The sequence below is a fragment of the Bradyrhizobium sp. Kon56 genome, from assembly GCF_055807635.1.
In genome coordinates, this window is record NZ_JBVVOU010000002.1 from 1 (window position 1) to 17,566 (window position 17,566).

14 protein-coding genes and 2 pseudogenes are annotated in these 17,566 nt (G+C 63.9%); 9 read left to right on the forward strand and 7 right to left on the reverse strand.

The genetic code is table 11. The features are described from left to right. Positions 1 to 499: 499 nt before the first annotated feature. Positions 500 to 921, reverse strand: a pseudogene (locus AC0L3B_RS03075) (response regulator). Between the two features lie 450 nt (positions 922 to 1,371). Between AC0L3B_RS03075 and AC0L3B_RS03080 the strand changes: the two are divergent. From AC0L3B_RS03080 to AC0L3B_RS03090, 3 genes are all read left to right on the forward strand, one after another. Beyond that, positions 1,372 to 2,070 (forward strand): Crp/Fnr family transcriptional regulator, encoded by a 699-nt coding sequence (locus tag AC0L3B_RS03080; protein ID WP_473379977.1) that lies wholly within the window; start codon positions 1,372 to 1,374, stop codon positions 2,068 to 2,070. Between the two features lie 157 nt (positions 2,071 to 2,227). Continuing rightward, a complete protein-coding gene (locus AC0L3B_RS03085; RefSeq protein ID WP_473379978.1) occupies positions 2,228 to 2,605 on the forward strand; it encodes an Hpt domain-containing protein in 378 nt (125 codons plus the stop codon). Between the two features lie 122 nt (positions 2,606 to 2,727). Beyond that, complete coding sequence (locus AC0L3B_RS03090) at positions 2,728 to 2,976, forward strand: hypothetical protein (protein ID WP_018459875.1); 249 nt, start codon at positions 2,728 to 2,730, stop codon at positions 2,974 to 2,976. 68 nt (positions 2,977 to 3,044) lie between these two features. Here AC0L3B_RS03090 and AC0L3B_RS03095 read toward each other — a convergent pair whose 3' ends face one another. After that, positions 3,045 to 3,668, reverse strand: a complete 624-nt coding sequence (locus AC0L3B_RS03095) for a helix-turn-helix domain-containing protein (protein WP_085348262.1) — start codon at positions 3,666 to 3,668, stop codon at positions 3,045 to 3,047. 339 nt (positions 3,669 to 4,007) lie between these two features. On the opposite strand from AC0L3B_RS03095, the gene AC0L3B_RS03100 reads away from it, so the two are divergent. Both AC0L3B_RS03100 and AC0L3B_RS03105 read left to right on the forward strand, forming a co-directional pair. After that, entirely contained in the window at positions 4,008 to 5,171 is a 1,164-nt protein-coding gene (locus tag AC0L3B_RS03100; protein WP_085348261.1) for a hypothetical protein, read from the forward strand. A gap of 545 nt (positions 5,172 to 5,716) precedes the next feature. Continuing rightward, on the forward strand, positions 5,717 to 6,925 hold the full coding sequence (locus AC0L3B_RS03105; RefSeq protein WP_026233896.1) for an EAL domain-containing response regulator: 1,209 nt from the start codon (positions 5,717 to 5,719) through the stop codon (positions 6,923 to 6,925). Positions 6,926 to 6,945: 20 nt separating this feature from the next. On the opposite strand, the gene AC0L3B_RS03110 is transcribed toward AC0L3B_RS03105, so the two are convergent. Continuing rightward, the gene (locus AC0L3B_RS03110) at positions 6,946 to 7,800 is read right to left on the reverse strand and encodes an NAD(P)H-dependent oxidoreductase (RefSeq protein ID WP_473379979.1); all 855 of its coding nucleotides are present in this window, start codon (positions 7,798 to 7,800) and stop codon (positions 6,946 to 6,948) included. Between the two features lie 92 nt (positions 7,801 to 7,892). On the opposite strand from AC0L3B_RS03110, the pseudogene AC0L3B_RS03115 reads away from it, so the two are divergent. Next, positions 7,893 to 8,829 (forward strand): annotated as a pseudogene (locus AC0L3B_RS03115) (LysR family transcriptional regulator). A gap of 18 nt (positions 8,830 to 8,847) precedes the next feature. Here the strand turns inward: AC0L3B_RS03115 and AC0L3B_RS03120 are convergent. The 3 genes from AC0L3B_RS03120 to AC0L3B_RS03130 all read right to left on the reverse strand — a co-directional run bounded on the left by AC0L3B_RS03120 (position 8,848) and on the right by AC0L3B_RS03130 (position 12,681). After that, positions 8,848 to 9,708 (reverse strand): DMT family transporter, encoded by an 861-nt coding sequence (locus AC0L3B_RS03120; RefSeq protein WP_026233895.1) that lies wholly within the window; start codon positions 9,706 to 9,708, stop codon positions 8,848 to 8,850. 251 nt (positions 9,709 to 9,959) lie between these two features. Then, positions 9,960 to 10,940 carry a Bug family tripartite tricarboxylate transporter substrate binding protein gene (locus AC0L3B_RS03125; protein ID WP_247295759.1) on the reverse strand — a complete coding sequence of 327 codons (981 nt, stop codon included), beginning with the start codon at positions 10,938 to 10,940 and terminating at the stop codon, positions 9,960 to 9,962. A 100-nt stretch (positions 10,941 to 11,040) separates the two neighbouring features. Then, positions 11,041 to 12,681: an FAD-dependent oxidoreductase gene (locus tag AC0L3B_RS03130; RefSeq protein ID WP_162496289.1), complete on the reverse strand. Its 1,641-nt coding sequence runs from the start codon at positions 12,679 to 12,681 to the stop codon at positions 11,041 to 11,043. A gap of 113 nt (positions 12,682 to 12,794) precedes the next feature. Here AC0L3B_RS03130 and AC0L3B_RS03135 point away from each other — a divergent pair, with 113 nt between their 5' ends. From AC0L3B_RS03135 to AC0L3B_RS03145, 3 genes are all read left to right on the forward strand, one after another. Continuing rightward, entirely contained in the window at positions 12,795 to 13,706 is a 912-nt protein-coding gene (locus AC0L3B_RS03135) for a LysR family transcriptional regulator (protein ID WP_473379980.1), read from the forward strand. A gap of 704 nt (positions 13,707 to 14,410) precedes the next feature. Continuing rightward, complete coding sequence (locus AC0L3B_RS03140) at positions 14,411 to 15,280, forward strand: hypothetical protein (protein WP_473379981.1); 870 nt, start codon at positions 14,411 to 14,413, stop codon at positions 15,278 to 15,280. 222 nt (positions 15,281 to 15,502) lie between these two features. After that, positions 15,503 to 15,688, forward strand: coding sequence for a DUF3606 domain-containing protein (locus tag AC0L3B_RS03145; protein WP_473379982.1), 186 nt, complete (start codon positions 15,503 to 15,505; stop codon positions 15,686 to 15,688). A gap of 52 nt (positions 15,689 to 15,740) precedes the next feature. On the opposite strand, the gene AC0L3B_RS03150 is transcribed toward AC0L3B_RS03145, so the two are convergent. Further along, positions 15,741 to 17,558 (reverse strand): UvrD-helicase domain-containing protein, encoded by a 1,818-nt coding sequence (locus AC0L3B_RS03150; protein ID WP_473379983.1) that lies wholly within the window; start codon positions 17,556 to 17,558, stop codon positions 15,741 to 15,743. Between the last annotated feature and the right edge of the window lie 8 nt (positions 17,559 to 17,566).

Below are 17,566 nucleotides of genomic sequence, written 5' to 3' on the forward strand. Positions count from 1 at the left end.
CTTCACCAGCTGATTGTCCACGGTGTCCAGGCTCTCGCTGGTTTCCGTCAAAAACTCCCGCAACAGATCATCCATGAGCTACGCCTTACAGACCTGGATCTGAACCTCGACGCCCGAGCCGCGCTGGCATGAACGGAAGTCCCCACCTTGGATCGTTAGACATCCCCTTTCACGGTCCCGTTAATTTCATCCTCCGTGCTAATACGGATATTGAAGACAAGTTTGCCGTTCGACTGCATGGGACAGCGTTTTTCGGCAAAACCGGCCCCACGCCGCAGCGGCGAGACGCGTTAGGTGAACGTGCCGATAACGGCGGGACCAGGCGCGCGGGAAAGCCCTGCTTGTGAAGGACGATATGCGCGGTCTTCGCGCAAATTGTATCGAGCCGCCTGCAATCCGGGGCGGTCTCGCCACGTCGCCTGGTGCTCTGCCGGGATATGCATGACCCGCATTTGCGGTAAACGAACCGTTACCCGCGTCCGCTGCGGCCGGTGCCGCGCTAACCCAGGCGCGCGGCCGGGGCAAGCTCGCCCTGGGGACGGTGCTCCGCCAGGCAATCGTTGATGGCGGCGAGCAGCGCGTGCGGCGTGAACGGCTTGCGCAGACAGCGCGCCGCACCGAGCTCCAGCGCCATCCGGAGGAAATCCGGGGCCGGCGAATTCAGATTGCGAACGCGTAGCCGGACATCGCTATCAGCGGAACGGCCGGCGCCCGCTCGTGAAAGATTCTGACCGATTCGAACCCGCGCATGTGCGGCATGAAGATATCGATGATCATCAGATCGAACTGTTCGTGTTCGAGCGCACGAAGTCCGGCTTCCCCTCCTTCGGCGATCGTCACCCGAAAATTGTTGCGCTGGAGATAGACCTCGATGGCCATGCAGACCATCGGGTCGTCATCGACGACGAGAATATGGCGCAGATCTTCTGTCCCCGTTTGAGCTTCCCGATTTGGCGATTCAATAATTGAACCGTGGCGCACGCCATGCTCCTTTGCTCGAGAAATGGACTGTTGAGAGCGTCCTTGGCGGAGCCGGAAAGACGATTGACGCGGAATCTGCGGCCACGCGGCGCCAAGGCAACTCCATGACGACCGACGCGGCGCGAATGACCTCGAAACGCGCCGGATCAACCATGACCGCGAACAAGCTCCAAACCGATGCTCCAGCCGCACCATCTGGATCTGCTGGGTTCCCAGCTCGGTAGGAATTGGGTCAGGGAATCTGTCTTGGCGGAGGTGCAGCGGCACTGACTGCGATCGGACGTCTTGTCCCAATTGCCAATATATCCCGACTGGAACATGATGGAACGTGGCCGAACGGCAAGCAGTTTCCCGTGCTGGTCCTGGAGACGGGAGGCTACTTTGGAAACGATGGTACGTTCCTCCAACGGTTTCCTGTCCGCGCTGTCTGCGGACGATTATGAATTGATCCGCCCCCACCTGCGTTCGGGCGATCTGCCGCACGACGCGGTGCTGGTCGAGACCGGCGAAACGCTCAAGCGCGCCTACTTTCCCCATCGCGGCGTCATCTCGCTGGTGGTGGAGCTCGCCAGGGGCGAGCACGTGCAAGTCGCCATGATCGGCCGCGACAGCCTGCTCGGAACGCTCTCGATCATGGGCGATGCCTGCGCGCTGAACACGGCCATCGTGCTGGTTCCAGGCTCCGCCTCGATGATGGACCTCGACCGGCTGCGCGTCGCGGCCGACCAGAGCTGCACCCTGCGGACGCTGCTCACGCGTCACGGACTGGCGGTCTACGCGCAGGTGCAGCAGACCGCGGGCTGCAACGCCGCTCATCCGGTGGAGTCACGGCTGTCGCGCTGCCTGCTCCACACCCATGACCTCTCCGGCGACTACCGGCTGCTGCTGACCCAGGAGGCGATGGCGCAGATGATCGGCGCTCGGCGCAACAGCGTGTCGCTGGTCGCCAATACCTTGCAGCAGGCGAATTTCATTAACTACAGCCGCGGACACATCCAGATCCTCAACCTGGACGGCCTGCGCCAGACGGCGTGCGAATGCTACGCCACCGTGAAGGCGCAGTATGACCGGCTGCTCGGCCCGCGCTGACTGGCGCTGCGGCGTGGTAAACCGGCCGCTAATTCCGGCCCGCAAACACGGATTGTCCTGCTACCGGAACTGAAATCCAGATGCCGTAGACACGGATGTGCCGCGCGCGCCTGTACGGGCCGGCGGCAAACGAACCTTGATCAAGGCAGGCCAAACCATGTTCGAAGTCACCGTCGCGCCTGCGCAAACAGCGCTTGATGCCGAACCCGCGCGCGAGCCGGGCGCGTACCAGGCGCTGGTGCGCGAGATCGGCGAGGATGGTGCTTGCGAAGTGCGCGACGTGTTCTGGAGCGAAACCTGCGCGCGTCTGCAATCGTTCCGCACGCTCTCGCTCGCGCAGCACCACGGCAGGATCGCCCGCGAAGCGCATTCGCTGAAGGGCGCGGCCGGAACGTTCGGCTATGTCAGGCTCGCGGTGCTGGCGCTGCGGCTGGAGAAGACCGCGGAGAGGCTCGGCGACGCCGGATTTTGCGACCTCCTGGACCTGATGGACGCCGCCTACGCTGCCGCGCGCGCGCAGGAGCCGGAGGGCTGACGCGCTCGCTCCAAACGCTCCAACCACTCACGCGTGCATGCCCGCCGTACTTCTACGGCTTGGGATTTTCACAGATGGCTAATCATAGGCAGCGATAGTCGCCGGAAACCAGGAGGGTTTCCATGTTCACCTACGAGACCGCGGACCAGAAAGAAGTTCGCCGCTTCCGCATCGCACAGTTCAACGGCCGGATGGCGACGGTGGCCGCTGGCGAGGCGACGGTGACCGGCTTCGTACGTTCGGTGCTGGAGCAGGAATCGAGCATGCCGCCCCGCTGGACCATCACGATCATTCCCAACGTGCCGAAGGACGAGCTCAAGCCGCTGCGGCCCTCGTCGCGCGCGCGTCCCTTCGCCGAAGATTATTTCTGAGCACGGTCGGAGGAGAAATGCCTCACGCTTGGCCCTCGCCGCTGCCGGGCGGCCCGACGCAAGGGCCTTCAGTCGATCGAATGCAGCAGCGCCGCACGGACGAGGTCCGCCGTGTTGCGCGCACCGAGCTTCCGCATCGCCTCGGCGCGATGGCTCTCGAAGGTGCGCGGGCTGATCTGCATCCGAAGCGCACCCTGCTTGTTCGAATAACCCTCGCTGATCAGCCTCAGCACCTCGCGCTCGCGCTTGGTCAGCCGCTTCTGGCCTGACAGGCCGAGGATTTCGGCGCTCGGCAGGCGCTGCGGCTGTGGTGCGCGCGCGAGCTTCGATTCGACGTCCTCGGCCCTGGACGCGATCGGCAGGCCACCCGTGTGAGAACCGGCAAGCTGCTTGACGAGGCCACAAACCCGCTCGGTCTGCACCAGCGCATTCTCCACGACCCGCTGCAAATAGGCACGGTCGCCCGTCACCGGCGCGAGCTGATCGCTGTGATGCTTGATCTCGCCCATGTAGAGCAGGAGCGCCGTGAGGGGACCGTTGAGCTCGCGGGCGATGGCGGCGGCCATTTCGTCGGCCGCCTTGGCACGGGCGGCGTTCAGACGGACGACATCGAGCTCTTCGGTTGGAGCGGCGTTGCTTTCGTACCATTCCGACGGCCGCGAATCAGTGGCCGTATCATTCTGTGACCCCATGTCACTCGTTTAGCGGAACCCAACGCGGTCTGTAGTTAACTTTTTGCTCCGTAAGACTACGGTGAATTTGGCAGTTTTGTGCTGAAACCCCGGCAGAGGCACACTTTATGCTTGAGTGGCAACGTCCCTCAACATTCTTAGGTTGCTGAACCTGCCACATGATAGGCGGGTCACTCGACGCCTTCTTAACGATCAGATCCGCGCCGATTACCTGCGGCCTTGGATTTTACGGATATATTAACGGCAGCTTGCTTCTCTATGTCGCAATTGAGAGCGCGCAAATGCCTCCATGCATGGGGTCGGTAGGCCTGCTGGAAACGTTGCGGAAGATTGCGTGCCATGAACGAGATCGACCAGCTATCGAACTTCCTGCAGAAGCTGACGCCGCTGTCGCGCAGCTGCCTGCTCAGCGAGCTCGAACGGCTTGAGCTGTGCGGCATCGACATGCCGGGCTCGTCCGACCTGCAGTCCCGGTTGCGCGCCGAATTTCGCAAGGACGGATCGAACCAGGCGCGCGCCACCAGTCCCTCGCGCCATTTCTTTGCGCCGCTCGAGCTGCTTCTGATCGACGGCGCGCCCGAGCATGCCAACATGGGGCGGATCTCGCGCAACACCCTCACCCCGATCTGGGAGTGGATCTGCCGCGACCTGCTGCCGACCATGGCACGCGACTACATCAAGGCGATCAACGACCAGGTCGCCGCCAACAACCAGAAGGAAGTGCTGAAGATCGCATCGACCTTCCAGACCAAGGTCGTCAAGGTTCTCGAAAGCACCCTCGCATCAGCGGAGAGCACCGAGTTCGCGCGCAGCAAGCTCGCGCAATACACGGCATCGCGCACCGCCTTCGAGGACGTGAAGAAGATCCAACATGTGCTGCGCGCCGGCGCCGCGCTGCCGAAGTTCAACGACAGGCTGCCCGAGAAGATCGCGAAGTTCGACGACGGCACGGTTGATCAGATCACCGCCCGATTGGACGCCTTCAAGAAGGCCCATCCCGAGGCGCTGCCGTTCGCGCTGACGCTGGTGGCGAGGCGGCTGAAGACGTTCTGGCAATTGGTGCGTCTTGCCACCAAGGCCGCAGCGAGCAAGGGCGCCGCCGATGTCGCCGCCGCGCCCTATGCCTGCGTCGTTCACATGGTGCTCGACCAGCTCGACGACAGGCGCCTCGCCTTGCGCATCGCGCTCCGGCACAACCGGGTGCTGATTGCGCGCGACCTGCTCGCCGAGATCTACGAGACCGAATATGCGCTCAAGGTGCGGATCGACGGCATCGAGCATTGCGAATGGGGCATTCGGCTCCAGCAATTGATGGACGCGATCGCGGCGCTGGTGTCCGCCGAGGTGAGCCGCTTCCCCTCCAATGTCGGCCACATTCTCGGTTCGCGCCGGCTGCGCAGCCACGACACGCTCGGTGGCAAGCTGTCCTATCTGGCCTGGAAGGGACGCGATGCGATCGAGGACGGCGCGGCCGCGTTGCGCAAGCTGATCGGCCAAACCTGATCCCGCGCTAATGCGCGCGCGGCAGGCACAGGAAACGATCGAGAAATCGCCCTGACAGCACGAACCTGAACCACCAATACATTATTCGCCGCGACGTCATTGCTGCGATCCTCGACAGCCCACCACCGGCTGCCCAGAGCAATAGCGCACGTGCAGCAATCCGCTTGTGATGTGCTTCACATTGGCGCCAGCGCGCACCGACGCATTGTCGCAGAACCGTCACGAGCGAACCGGGAAAAATGCGCGCGTCGCGCGCAATTGAGGCGCTCCATTATTCAATTGGGCGAGGCGCGCGCGGCTTGGTCCAATTGCAGGACAGCGCGCGTACATGCAGCCGCACTGCACGTCGCGAGATCTCCAGTGATTGTCGCAACCCTGCGCCCGGCGCGCGGGTAGACGTAAAAACTTCCCGACCGAGATCCAGATAATTTTAGACGTGATGGGCGCTTTAACGTTACTCAGATAATTCGACAATCGACTGAAGCCTTCCATATTTGAAACTGCTCACGTCGCTAACACACCGGCACGGAACGGGAGTGCTTGCGATGAACGACGAAATTGTAGAACTCGCCGAACGAAGGCCGAAAACCTTCGGACGGCGAAAGGTGAAGCCGCGCGCCTGCGTGGCCGACGGCAAGCGCCATCTTCGCGCGTTTCTCGCGGAAGTGCTGGAGGATCTCGGCTTCGTCACCACCGAATGCGCCAGTGCCGAGGAGCTGCAGAGCGTGCTGACAAGCGAATTGCCCGACCTGATCCTGCTCGGCATCGCCGCCGACGGCATCGAGCCCGGCAAATTTTTGGAGACGCTGGTGCGCGAGGCCTTCGACGGCAGGGTTCTGACTGTGGGCGCCCGCGAGTCGATCATCGTCAGGGCCGTGCAGCAGGTCGGCGAGGAATACGGCCTCAAGATGCTGCCGCCGCTGACGACGCCGTTTGCCGCGGAGACGCTGCGCGACCGTGTCGCGATGCTGTTGCCCGAGGAGCCGGCGCCGAGCCCCGCCGTGCATGTCGGCGAGGCCCTGCACGCCGGCTGGCTCGAGCTCTGGTACCAACCCAAGATCGACGCGCGCACGCTGATTCGCAATAGCGCCGAGGCGCTGGTGCGGATGCGGCATCCGACCTGGGGCGTGGTGCCGCCCGCCTATTTCATCCCCGAAGAGCACGACCCGAATATGCGCGACCTCTCCGAATTCGTGATCGAGCGCGCCATGCAGGACTGGCACTATCTACTGGAGCAGCAGAGCCCGGTCGATCTCGCGATCAATTTGCCGGCGTCCTATCTGAAGGAGCCGCAAGCCGTGCGTGATCTCTGCCGGCGCATGCCGACGCATCCGGCGTTCGGCGGGCTGACGATCGAAATCGACAGCGAGGAGGCGATCCGCGATCTCGATCTCCTGGCCGAGGTCGCCCGCGAACTGCGTCTGCACAATATCGGCCTGTCGGTCGACAATCTCGGCGCCAACTGGCCGTCGCTGATGGACCTTGGAAAAATTCCCTTCATCAAGCTGAAGGCCGACCGGCACTTCGTCACCGGCAGCGGCACTGATCGCCTCAAGCGCACGGTGTGCCGCCACATCGTCGAGCTTTCGCATGGCTATGGCGTGCGCGCCATCGCCGAGGGCGTCGAGAGCCGCGCCGACCTCGTCGCCGCCAACGAGCTCGGCTTCGACCTCGTGCAGGGTTTTCTGTTCGGCAAGCCGATGCCGCTGAAGAAGTTTGCGCGGAGCACGCTGACGCGGACGGTGATGGGGTGAGTCCTTGCGCGAGCGGCGGATTACGCTGTTGCCGCGCACCCCTCAGCCGTCGAGTGCACGGAGCTCGTTTCACCCATTGGGCTGCGTGCCTCGACCTGTTCGACGTGAAGCGCGAAGCCGGTCGCGCCGGAATGCTCGAGTCCTGCGCGGAGCCGCATGCTCGGAATCAGGTAATCGCCGCCATTCTGGCGCCGGTAGGGAATCGGGGATGTCGTCGCAAGCGTTCGCATCCTCTCGCGCAAACGTTCGGCAGTCGCTTGGAAACCCGCTTCGTCCAGTTTGTCGGCCTTGTAGACGACGAACGGCGGAAGCACGTCATAGCCGGGATAATAGAGGATGCCGTGATTGATCGGGAACAGCAGGTCGTCGATCGGCCCGTTGATCCCGCGCGCCGAATAATGCTCCTGCCAGCCGCCGGCGGTCACGATCAGCATCGCGCGTTTGCCCGCCAGCCTGCCTTCGCCGTAACGGTCGCCCCACCGCTTGTCGCTGTGCTCGCCGACGCCATAGGCGAAACCGTAGGCGAACACGCGGTCGACCCAGCCCTTGAGGATGGCCGGCATGCTGAACCACCATAGCGGGAATTGCAGGATCAGGACGTCCGCCCACAGCAGCTTCTCGATCTCGGCCTTGACGTCCGCGGTGAGTGTGCCCGACTCGAACGCCTGCTTGGAGGCGGCGGCCGGCGCCAGCCGCCCGTCCGGCGGCAGCAGCGGAAAATCGGCGCGGCCGACCTCGGATGTCCATCCCTGCGCGTAAAGGTCTGACACCCGCACCTCGTGTCCCTCAGCCTCGAGTTCTCTGACGGCAACGTCGCGGAGCGAGCCATTGAGGGAGCGCGGCTCGGGGTGAGCGAAGACGATCAACACTTTCATGATCAGCACCTCGGTTGACGATTGCGAGCAGCAGGTAGCGCCTCCGACTGCAATCCGGTAGTTGTCGCCGATGGATAGGATCATGCCGAAATATGGATAAATCGGACGTGACGCTCGAACGCATGCGCAGCTTCGTGCGGGTCGCCGAGCGCGGAAGCCTGTCCGCGGTCGCGCGCGAGCTTGGTCTCGGCCAATCGACAGTGACGCGGCACCTTCGGGAACTGGAGCAGGCCGTCGGCGTGCCGCTGCTCACGCGGACCACGCGCAGCGTGACGATGACCGAGGAGGGGCGCCGCTATTACGCCGACTGCGTGCAGATCCTGCGCCTGGTCGAACTCGCCGGCGACGAGGCGCGCAGCACGCGCGGCGCGCCTGCCGGAACGGTGCGCGTCTCCTGCACCGCCGCCTTCGGCGTGCTCCACGTCAGCCGTCTGGTTTTCGCGTTCCAGGACCGCTATCCGGACGTGGCGGTGGATCTCAGCCTGACCGACGAGCGGATCGACCTCGTGCGGGAAGGTGTCGATATCGCTTTGCGTCTGGGGCCGCTCCCCGACAGCTCGATGAAGCTCAGGCTGCTTGGTCAGTCGCGGCGGGTGCTTGTGGCCGCACCGGACTATCTGGCGTCGCGCGGCAGGCCCGCGCGCCCGCAAGACCTCGCCAAGCCACGAGGGTGTCAGGATGTCGAACATCGCCGGCAGCGACGTGCTCGTGCTGCACGGGCGCCGCGGCGGCCGTCATGTGGTCCCCTTCGCAGGGCGGCTGCGGGTGGATCACGGGCTTGCCGCACGCGAGGCGCTCGCGGCCGGTCGTGGCATTGCGCCGGCGCATCTTTGGCTCGTCGACGACCTGCTTGCCTCCGGCCAACTCGAGCGCGTGCTTGAAGACTACGCGCCGCCGTCCGTTCCGCTCAACATGCTGATCGTGCCGGAGCGGTCCGGCATCGCGCGGGTACGGCTGCTGGTCGATTTTCTCGCCGAGGGGATCGCGCAGCTGCCGGGGATTGAAAAACCGCAACCGGGCAAGAGGTAAGGCCGCATCAATTCGGCCTCAGGCAAACCGCCGTGCGAAGAAGACGCAGGCGACCACCAGCGCGGTCGCGACGATCATGCTCCAGGCCACAGGTTCGTGCAGGAGCAGGCCTGCAAGCGCAAGGCCGAAGAACGGCTGGAGCTGCTGCAACTGGCCGACGCGGGCGATGCCGCCGATCGCAAGCCCGCGGTACCAGAAGATGAAACCGACGAACATGCTGAAGACCGAGACGTAGGCGAGCCCGATCCAGGCGGGCACACCGACGCCGCTCCATGTCGACGGCCAGGTTAGAATCGCGACCGGCACCATCAGCGGCAGCGACAGCAGCAGCGCCCAGGAGATCACCTGCCAGCCGCCGAGCCGGCGCGACAGCGCGGCGCCTTCGGCATAGCCGAGCCCGCACAGCACGATCGCCGCGACCATCAGCAGATCGCCGGTGAGCGATGCGGTGCCGTCGTTGGACAGCGCAAAGCCGGCGACAGTGGCGCTGCCCAGAATTGCAAAGAGCCAGAACATCGGCTGCGGCCGCTCGCCGCCGCGCAGCACGCCGAAGATCGCGGTCGACAGCGGCAAGAGGCCAATGAAGACGATCGAATGCGCCGAGGTGATGTGCTGGAGCGCAAGCGCCGTCAGCAAGGGAAAGCCGACCACGACGCCGATGGCGACGATCGCGAGCGAGACGAGATCCTTGCGCTGCGGCCGCGCCTGACGGAGCAGGCCGAGCACGGCCACACCGATCAGCGCCGCGATGACCGCGCGCGCCGAGGTCAGGAACAGCGCGGAAAACCCGCCGACCGCCACGCGCGTCGCCGGCAGCGATGCGCTGAAGATGATGACGCCAAGAAGCCCGTTGCCCAAGCCGCTGCCGGAAGAGTGCATGCCCATCTCGCCTTGTCGGTGGTGATCCGAACTGGCGAGGCCAGCCGGTGTCGCGACGATTACCTGTAAGCCTCCCAAGGCCCAACAACAAAAAGCGCGAAAACAACCCCATGCACAGTAGCCGGGAGCTGCAAGATCAATGACTTACGCCGGGGCGGAATCGTGTTTCTAGACCGCGATCGTGATGCGGCGGGCGCTGAAGGCGAGCCGGGGATGATTGCCGACGAGCAGCAGGGCTGCGTGGGCGACACTTAATTCGCCTTGATGCCCGCTTCACTGATCAGCTTGCCCCATTTCGAGCTTTCGCTTTGGATGAAGCGGCTGAACTCCTCCGGCGAGGTCGGTGCAGGCTCTGCGCCAAGCGTCCGGATCTTCTCGACCACCGATGGATCCTTCAGGGCCTTTCCGAAGGCTTCGTTCAACCGGCCGACGATATCGGCTGGCGTGCCGGCCGGAGCAACCAGCCCGAACCAGCCAACGGATTCGAAACCCGCAATACCGCTCTCGGCGAGTGTCGGCACATCAGGCAAGGACGACAGACGCTGCGCAGACGACACACCGATGGCGTTGAGCTTACCTTCGAGGATCAGTTGCCTCGATGCGGGGATATCCAGTACCGCGAAGGGGACATGGCCTGCGAGAACATCCACCGTCGCCGGCGCGGTCCCGCGATAGGGGACCAGCTCCATGGCGATCCCGGTCTTCTGCGTGAACAGTGCCGCGGTCAAGTGCATGGCGGTCGAATTGCCGCCATGCCCGATCGACAACGCGCCCGGCTTGGCCTTGGCGAGCGCGATCGATTCCGCGACCGTATGCGCCGGCACGTTCGCTGACGCAACCAGCACGAAGGGAATTTTCGCGAGCAGGGTGATCGGCGCAAGATCCTTCGGATCGAACGGCATCGACGAATTGAGATGCGGATTGACCGTCAGGCTGCCTGCCGGCGCAATGCCGAGCGTATAGCCGTCAGGCTTGCCCTGCGCGACCGCGGCCATGCCGATGTTGCCTCCAGCACCCGCGCGGTTCTCGATCACGAGACCCTGTTTGAGCTCGGCAGTGACCAGCGGTTCGAGCGCGCGGATGACGGTATCGGCGCTGCCGCCGGGCGGAAAGGTCACGATGATCTTGATCAATTGCTCGGGATAGACCGCTCGGACCGCCTCCAGCGGCAGCACGGCGAAACTCGCGGCCGTCAGCACGGCCAAAATGCGGCGGCTTGCAACGTGAAACACGTTTCCCTCCTGGTGCGAGTCTTTTTTTGTTTTGTGAACCACGACTTTGTAAATCACCTGCCGGCGGACTTCGCCGCGAGACCGTCCGCTTCAAACCGCCTTACGCCGAAGCGCCGGTGATGCGCGTCAGCAAGCCTTGTGGGTCCGCTGGCGCGGCCTGCCCGCGCCAGGCGATGTGCTGATCGGGCCGCGCCAGCACCAGCTTCTCGGCATACGCGCCGTTCGCTTCGTCCGGCGCAATGTCGAGCAGCGCGAGCGGAATGCCGCGCTGCTCTGCGGCAGACTTCAATGGCGCTACATCGATCGCCGGATCGAACCGCAGCAAAGTGTAGCCGACGCCGAAGGCATCGTAGAGCGATCGCCCGTCCCGCAGAAACAGGTGCGGCGCGCGAGCGCCCGGCACGGTGGAGGGGGTGAAGCTGCCCATCGCGTAAGCGGGCGGCGTCTCGCCGTCATAGGCGATGATCGGCGAGGCATCGTAATAGTAGCCGAAGTTCAATCCGGCACAGCAATATTGCTGCACGTTGAGATCGTAGGCCGCCCTGGCCAGCGCTGCGCGCGCGGCGTGGCCGCGCGGCGTGTCGTCCTCGATCTCCGCGGAGACTCCACCACGCTGCGCCATCATCTTCATCGCATGGTCCATGGCAAAGCGCGACACCTGTTCGGTGATGGGCTGACGCTCCGCCTCGTAGGCATCCAGGATCGAAGCCGGCGCCCACCCGTTCAGATGCGCCGCCACCTGCCAGCACAGGTCGACGGCGTCCGCAATCCCCGCATTCATGCCGTAGCCCGCATACGGCATCCACAGATGCGCGGCGTCGCCGCAGATGAAGACTCTGCGGTCGCGGAAGCGATCGGCGACAAGCCGGCGGCCGACCCAGTCCTCCTTGCTGAGGACGCGGTATTCGAAGCGCTCGTCGACGCCGAGAATGGCGCGGATCGCCCAGTCCCGATCGACCGAATCAAATTCGGGCTCGTCTGGCTTCAGGTGATTATGGATCAGCCAGCGGTCCTGACCGTCGATCGCCACCGTCGTGCCTGAGCGTCGCGGGTTGAGCGAGAGCACCATCCAGGCCGGCTTGTGCGCGCCCATCAGCTCCTTGAGCTGCGGCGCTTCGATGAAGGTCGATTGCACGCGCTGGATCACCGGCGTGCCGGACAGGTTGGCGCCGATCGATCTGCGAACCAGGGAACGGCTGCCATCGCAACCGATCACAAAGGAAGCCTCGATGCGGAGCGAGCTTCCGCTGTCGAGGTCGCGCGCCAATGCGACCACATGGTCGTCATTCTGCTCGATGTCCGTGATTTCCGTGCGCGCCAGAATGGTGATGCGCGACTGAGCGGCGGCATGGCTGAACAGGATCGGCTCGAGATAGACTTGGTTGATCCGGTGCGGCGGCTCCGGCGTCGGCCACCAGGTGTCGGGGCCGCCGGTGGCGCTGTAGCGGCGTGCGCGCGAGGGAATGTCGATGCGGCACAGCTCGATGCCGGTCGCCGTGGTCCGGTAGGAGCAGTCGTTCGGGAAATCTGCGGGCAGGCCTGCGTCGCGCAGCTTTGCGGCGACGCCGAGCCGGCGGAAGATCTCCATCGAACGCGCCGAGACGTGATTGCATTTGACGCTGGGCGGATCGCCGGCATGGCGGATCTCCGCGACCACGACGTCGATCCCACGGGAAGCCAGATCCATCGCCGCGGTCAATCCGACGGGCCCGGCGCCCACCACCAGCACCTGTGTCCTCATGTTCGTTTCCAATCCCTTGGCGATCGCCGCTTCACCGACCACGGCATGCATTTTATTGCATGCTCGCTTATGTGATAAGCCGGAAAGAACTCATCAATTCATGAGCTTTGCCTATGAACGTCACCTTACGGCAATTGCAGGCCTTCACCGGCGTGTACCGTACGCGCAGCATCACGCGGGCTGCGCGCGAGCTGGGGATCACGCAATCGGCGGCGAGCCTGTTGATCCAACAGCTCGAAGCGCAGCTCGGCGTCAAACTGTTCGATCGCTCCACTCGTTCGGTGCAGCCGACGCGGGCCGCTGACGAGGCAGTTCATGCCGCCGAACGGATGCTGGGCGATGCGCTGGGCCTGTCGCGGCGCATGCGTGACCTCGCGCAGGCGCGCGCCGGCCGAGTCGCGTTTCTCGCCTCAGCCGGTACCGCATCGGCACTGCTGCCCTCGGTGCTGGCAAAATTCCGGGCAGGCTATCCCGACATCGAAATCGACATGCGCGACGTCGCCGCCGACGATCTCGTTCCACGTCTGATCGCGACGGATGCGGAGTTCGCGATCGGCAGCGTCGAGGGAGAATTCGCGGAGCTGACGATCGAGACGCTGACCCGCGGCGGCCTGAGCGCCATCGGCCGGCGCACCCCCGACTTCGCGGCACGGCGCTCACTGACATGGGACGAATTGGATCAGATGCCGACGATCGCGATGCGGCGCGAGACGCGGATACGCATGCAGATCGATCAGGCGCTGGGGAGCCAGGGCAAGCACCTCAACCCGACCTATGAAGTGACGCTGATCAACACCGCGCTCGCCATGACGGCGCAGGGCCTCGGCCTTGCTATCCTTCCTGCGACGATGCTGCCGGCCGATCAATTTCCAACTCTGATCGCAAAGCCGCTGATACGCCCTGCCATCACCCGCCCGGTGTCGCTGCTGCAGCGCCAGGGTCGGACGCTGTCGCCGGCCGCGCAGGCGTTCGTGGCGACGGCGCGGACGGTGCTGGCGGAGCGAGAGCCGGCAAGATCAGACTGATCTGCCGAGCTTTCTGGAAAGCCGTTTTATTGTGGCGGATGATGTTGGCGGAGAGGGAGGGATTCCCGCCCGACGGCCGCGGATACCACGAAAAGCCCGTAAAACAACGCGTTCCTAAAAAGGCCGGCGAAGGTTTGCGACCACCGCCGTGTACCACCTGGCCGGCCCCGCAGGCCGTCAATCTCAGCCGATTTCGAGGCGTTTGGGGACTTCTGCTGCAGGGGCAAAAATGTGTCACTCCGCCGTTTCTTCGGGCCACCTTTCTATGATGTCGTCCAGGAGGGCACCGTAGACCCCGCCCATTCCATGACAGGGCCGGGCATGTCCACCGACTTCTTTCTTCATCCGATAGTAGGGACATCCATAGATTGGTGCCGCGACCGTAGGGCCCCCGTTGGACTTCAGGTGGGATCCCCACAGGCGCCCCCCGCTGGTCCCTTGGTAGTCGCCAGGAAGCTTGACGTCCGGATATTCCGCCGGCGCGAATTCCATGGCGATCTTCACGGCGGCAAGCAAACCTCCAACAACACCTGAATTCCGCAGAGACACCGCCAATGCGCTGGCCTGCCAGCAGCATGGACGTGTCTGGCCCCCTAGGAAGCCTCCCAAGCGTGCCGTTAATCGTCAGGATGGACGGAAGTAGGCGCTGCGACCTGCGCAGGCTAGGATCGCCATCCGGCTTTTTCGAACAAGGATTTCATTCAATGAAAACTAGATTGCTGACGCTTGCGCTGCTGCTGACCTCCATTGCCGGCCCGGCGCTCTCCGCTCCGCCGGCGAGCTGCGCCGGGAAGTTCGTCGGCGAGTGGAGCCATACCGGCGGCAACAACGCCTCCGTGTTCGCCGACGGTCGCGTCAAGTGCAAGGACCATCCCTCGTGCGTCCCGGGGGAGCATACCTGGACCTGTTCCGGCAACGTCTTCGTCTACACCAACGCCGCCGGGACCTGGAACTACACGCTGGAGCCCGACGGCCGGACGATGTCTTGGGGGTCGGCGAAGGCGACCCGGCTCGGGTCGGTGCCGGCCAGCGCCCGCGCGCGCGACCTCGGCAGCGCAGCGGCAAACGTCGCCTCCGACGTCCTGGGCGGCGATCGCACGCCGTCAGCAGCGCCGCGGACGGCATCGCCGCCTCCCAAGGCGGCCGCCGCGCAGCCCGAACGCGTCGACAACGAGAAGAAGATCGCGGCCCAGGACGCTGAGACGTTCCTCACCGCCGGCAAGGCCGCCTACGGTTCGGCCGGGGAATCGTCCTATGGGGACCGCAAGCGGGCACTGTCGGTGGCGGAGGGCAACTTCATGAACGCGGCCGAGAAGTACCGCAAGGCCGGCGACAAGGCCGGGGAAGCCAAAGCAAGGCACGCCATCGCCGTCGTCCGCGCGGAAGACGCCAAGACACCGGAGCACGCACCGCGCGCCGGCTCCGCCCGGCCAAATACCGCCGGAAACAGGCCTACCAAGGAGGCCTGCGAGCGGATCGGCAGCATCAACAACATTATCGATGAGACCCAGGATAAGAAGCTGCGATCGAGCCTGGCCAGGGACAGGGACCGGCTCTACAAAGCGTGCAAGTAGGGCGCGTTCCGCGTCGTCGCAGATCGTCCCGTCGACTCGGAGATCCAGGATGCAAGCCGCGCGAAGGCCGCTGAAACGCTATCCAGCTAACTCCGCCTTGGATTCCGTACGTCCCCAGGGCCATAGAGCATGGCACCCAGCAGTAAGCAGCTTTTCTGGCGTTTCCGGAACCAGTGAATCCTTGTGACGTTGCTTCGGCATCGTTCAATCAGGGACCAGGCTATGGCAAAGGCAGCGAAGAAGACCGCGCGAGGACGAAATCAGGATCGGGCCCGCGTCGCCGGCGGGCAGAAGTACGAAGTCGGCTACGAAGCCAAGAAGGCCGGGCGCTCCGCCTCCGCCGTCAAGAAAGCGGTCAAGAAAGTCGGCAACGGCCGCAAAAAGGTCGAGAAGCGCCTGAGCCGCTGATGTATTTTGCAGAAGTGGGAGAAGGCATTTAAGCGCAATCCGCTCCTGTTCCTCACTCGGACCGTAGCAACAAGCATATGTCGTCTTTTGGTGTCAGTATCGTCGTGCGAGTTTTGGCCCGAGTGATGCTGACCCGGAAGTTTTGACGAGCTTGCGCAATTTGATCTGAACGGACGTTCCATCGGACGATCCGATCCGGATTTGCCACAATCTCCCCCTTGAACCATGCTGGCCACCCCTCAAATATGATCACCTCGTCGAACTGCTTTCCTTTTGCTTTGTGCATGTTCATCACTATCACGCCGGTTTCGGGTCGGTGAGCGGATGAAAAATGCTCCCGCACGAAAGCCTCGCGAGTTATCACCAAGGCATTTTGATATTCGCCGTAGTCACGCCAATCCTGCGCCAAGCTCTGCCGGAGCAACGTACCGCGCTCCAGCAAGCGAACGTTCCGGACCTCTGCGGCCAGCGCCTGAAGACGGGTGCACGCCCCCCCTTCGAGGACCGAGCGGATGGCAACCCAGTCCTTGTCGGGGTCGCCGGTCAACTTCACCCCCAAAGCGGCTTCGTAGACGGCCGCTGTGCTTTTGAGAACGCTATTCCCGGGTGGCGGCTTCCCGGCGGCCAGGCATTGGTCCCACTTCGCGAGGGCAGCCGCGAAACGCTTTCCCTCCCCCATGTCGTTCTGCGTGGGTGCTGGACCGCCCCGTCCATGGAAGTAGCCGCATAGAAGCCCGACGAGAGCCCCAAACGCATCCGCCCCGCGAGCTTGCTGAAGAAGCAAGGCAACCACTTCCGCGGCCAGAATTGGGCCTTCCATGTCCACCGCAGCCGAGTGGTTGATCGCTGGCAATCCTGCGAACGGAACACGCAGATTATCCGACACTAGGCGGGTCATCCGCTTCGTCGGGACAAGCACCGCGAGCGACCAATCCGGTCGGCCGGCGGCGATCAGCCGCTTACGGGCCTGCAGCACCTGCGTCACCAAGGTCGCGAAGGCCTGGTTGGGATTAGCGTCGAACAACTCGAATTCCACGCCCTCATAAACGTTCTGTCGAAACTTGCCGGACAGGATATCGTTGCCGAACAGCGCAATGTCCGTGCCTCTGCTGCGATGATTGGCTCCTGCGAGGTCATGGACCGTTGGAGTGAACATGGCCTTGAAGTGCTCGAGCCTCTCGGGATCCGCGCCGATGAACTCGAAGATGCGCTGCTCCAGGTCGGCAAGGGCGATCAGTGTGCTTCCCTTGCCCAGCTCCTGCACGACCCGCCATTGAGGCTCGCTAGTATCCTGAAATTCGTCGAGAATAACTAAGGGATACATGGTCGAAATCAAGGACCTTACTTTCTCCGAACCGCGCAGCAATCGCGCTACCAACTCGGCGAAAAGGTCGAAGCATACGGTGCCCTCGTCGATCGCCAACCGGTAACGCTCTGCGTCCTCCAGCGCCTTCTTTTCGGCCTTCTCCTCGTCCGAAAGCTTTGAGACCTTCCCGAATCCGCGTCGAATGGCGGCGAGCGCGATCGCCTCGTTCGGAGGCGTTAGTATCCCCATACGACGCGGCAGACCGACGAGATATCCGTGCGTCTTCAATATGCGCCAGAAAAACGAGTGATAGGTGTCGACCTCGATGCGGCGCTTGTCCTCGCGCGACGCTTCGCGCTCTTGCTCGATCGCCTCCACCACACGGGATACCGTTGCGCGCGCGAAGCTCAGGAAGAGGATACGCTGGTTGGAGAGAAGCGCCTCCCGGCCGATCTTGATCGCCTTCAGGATCGATACGGTCGTCTTGCCCGACCCGGGGCCCCCGGTCACCAACTGGAAACCGTCGGTACCGATGACATCTTTCTGCGCGTCGGTCAGCTCCATGACAGCCG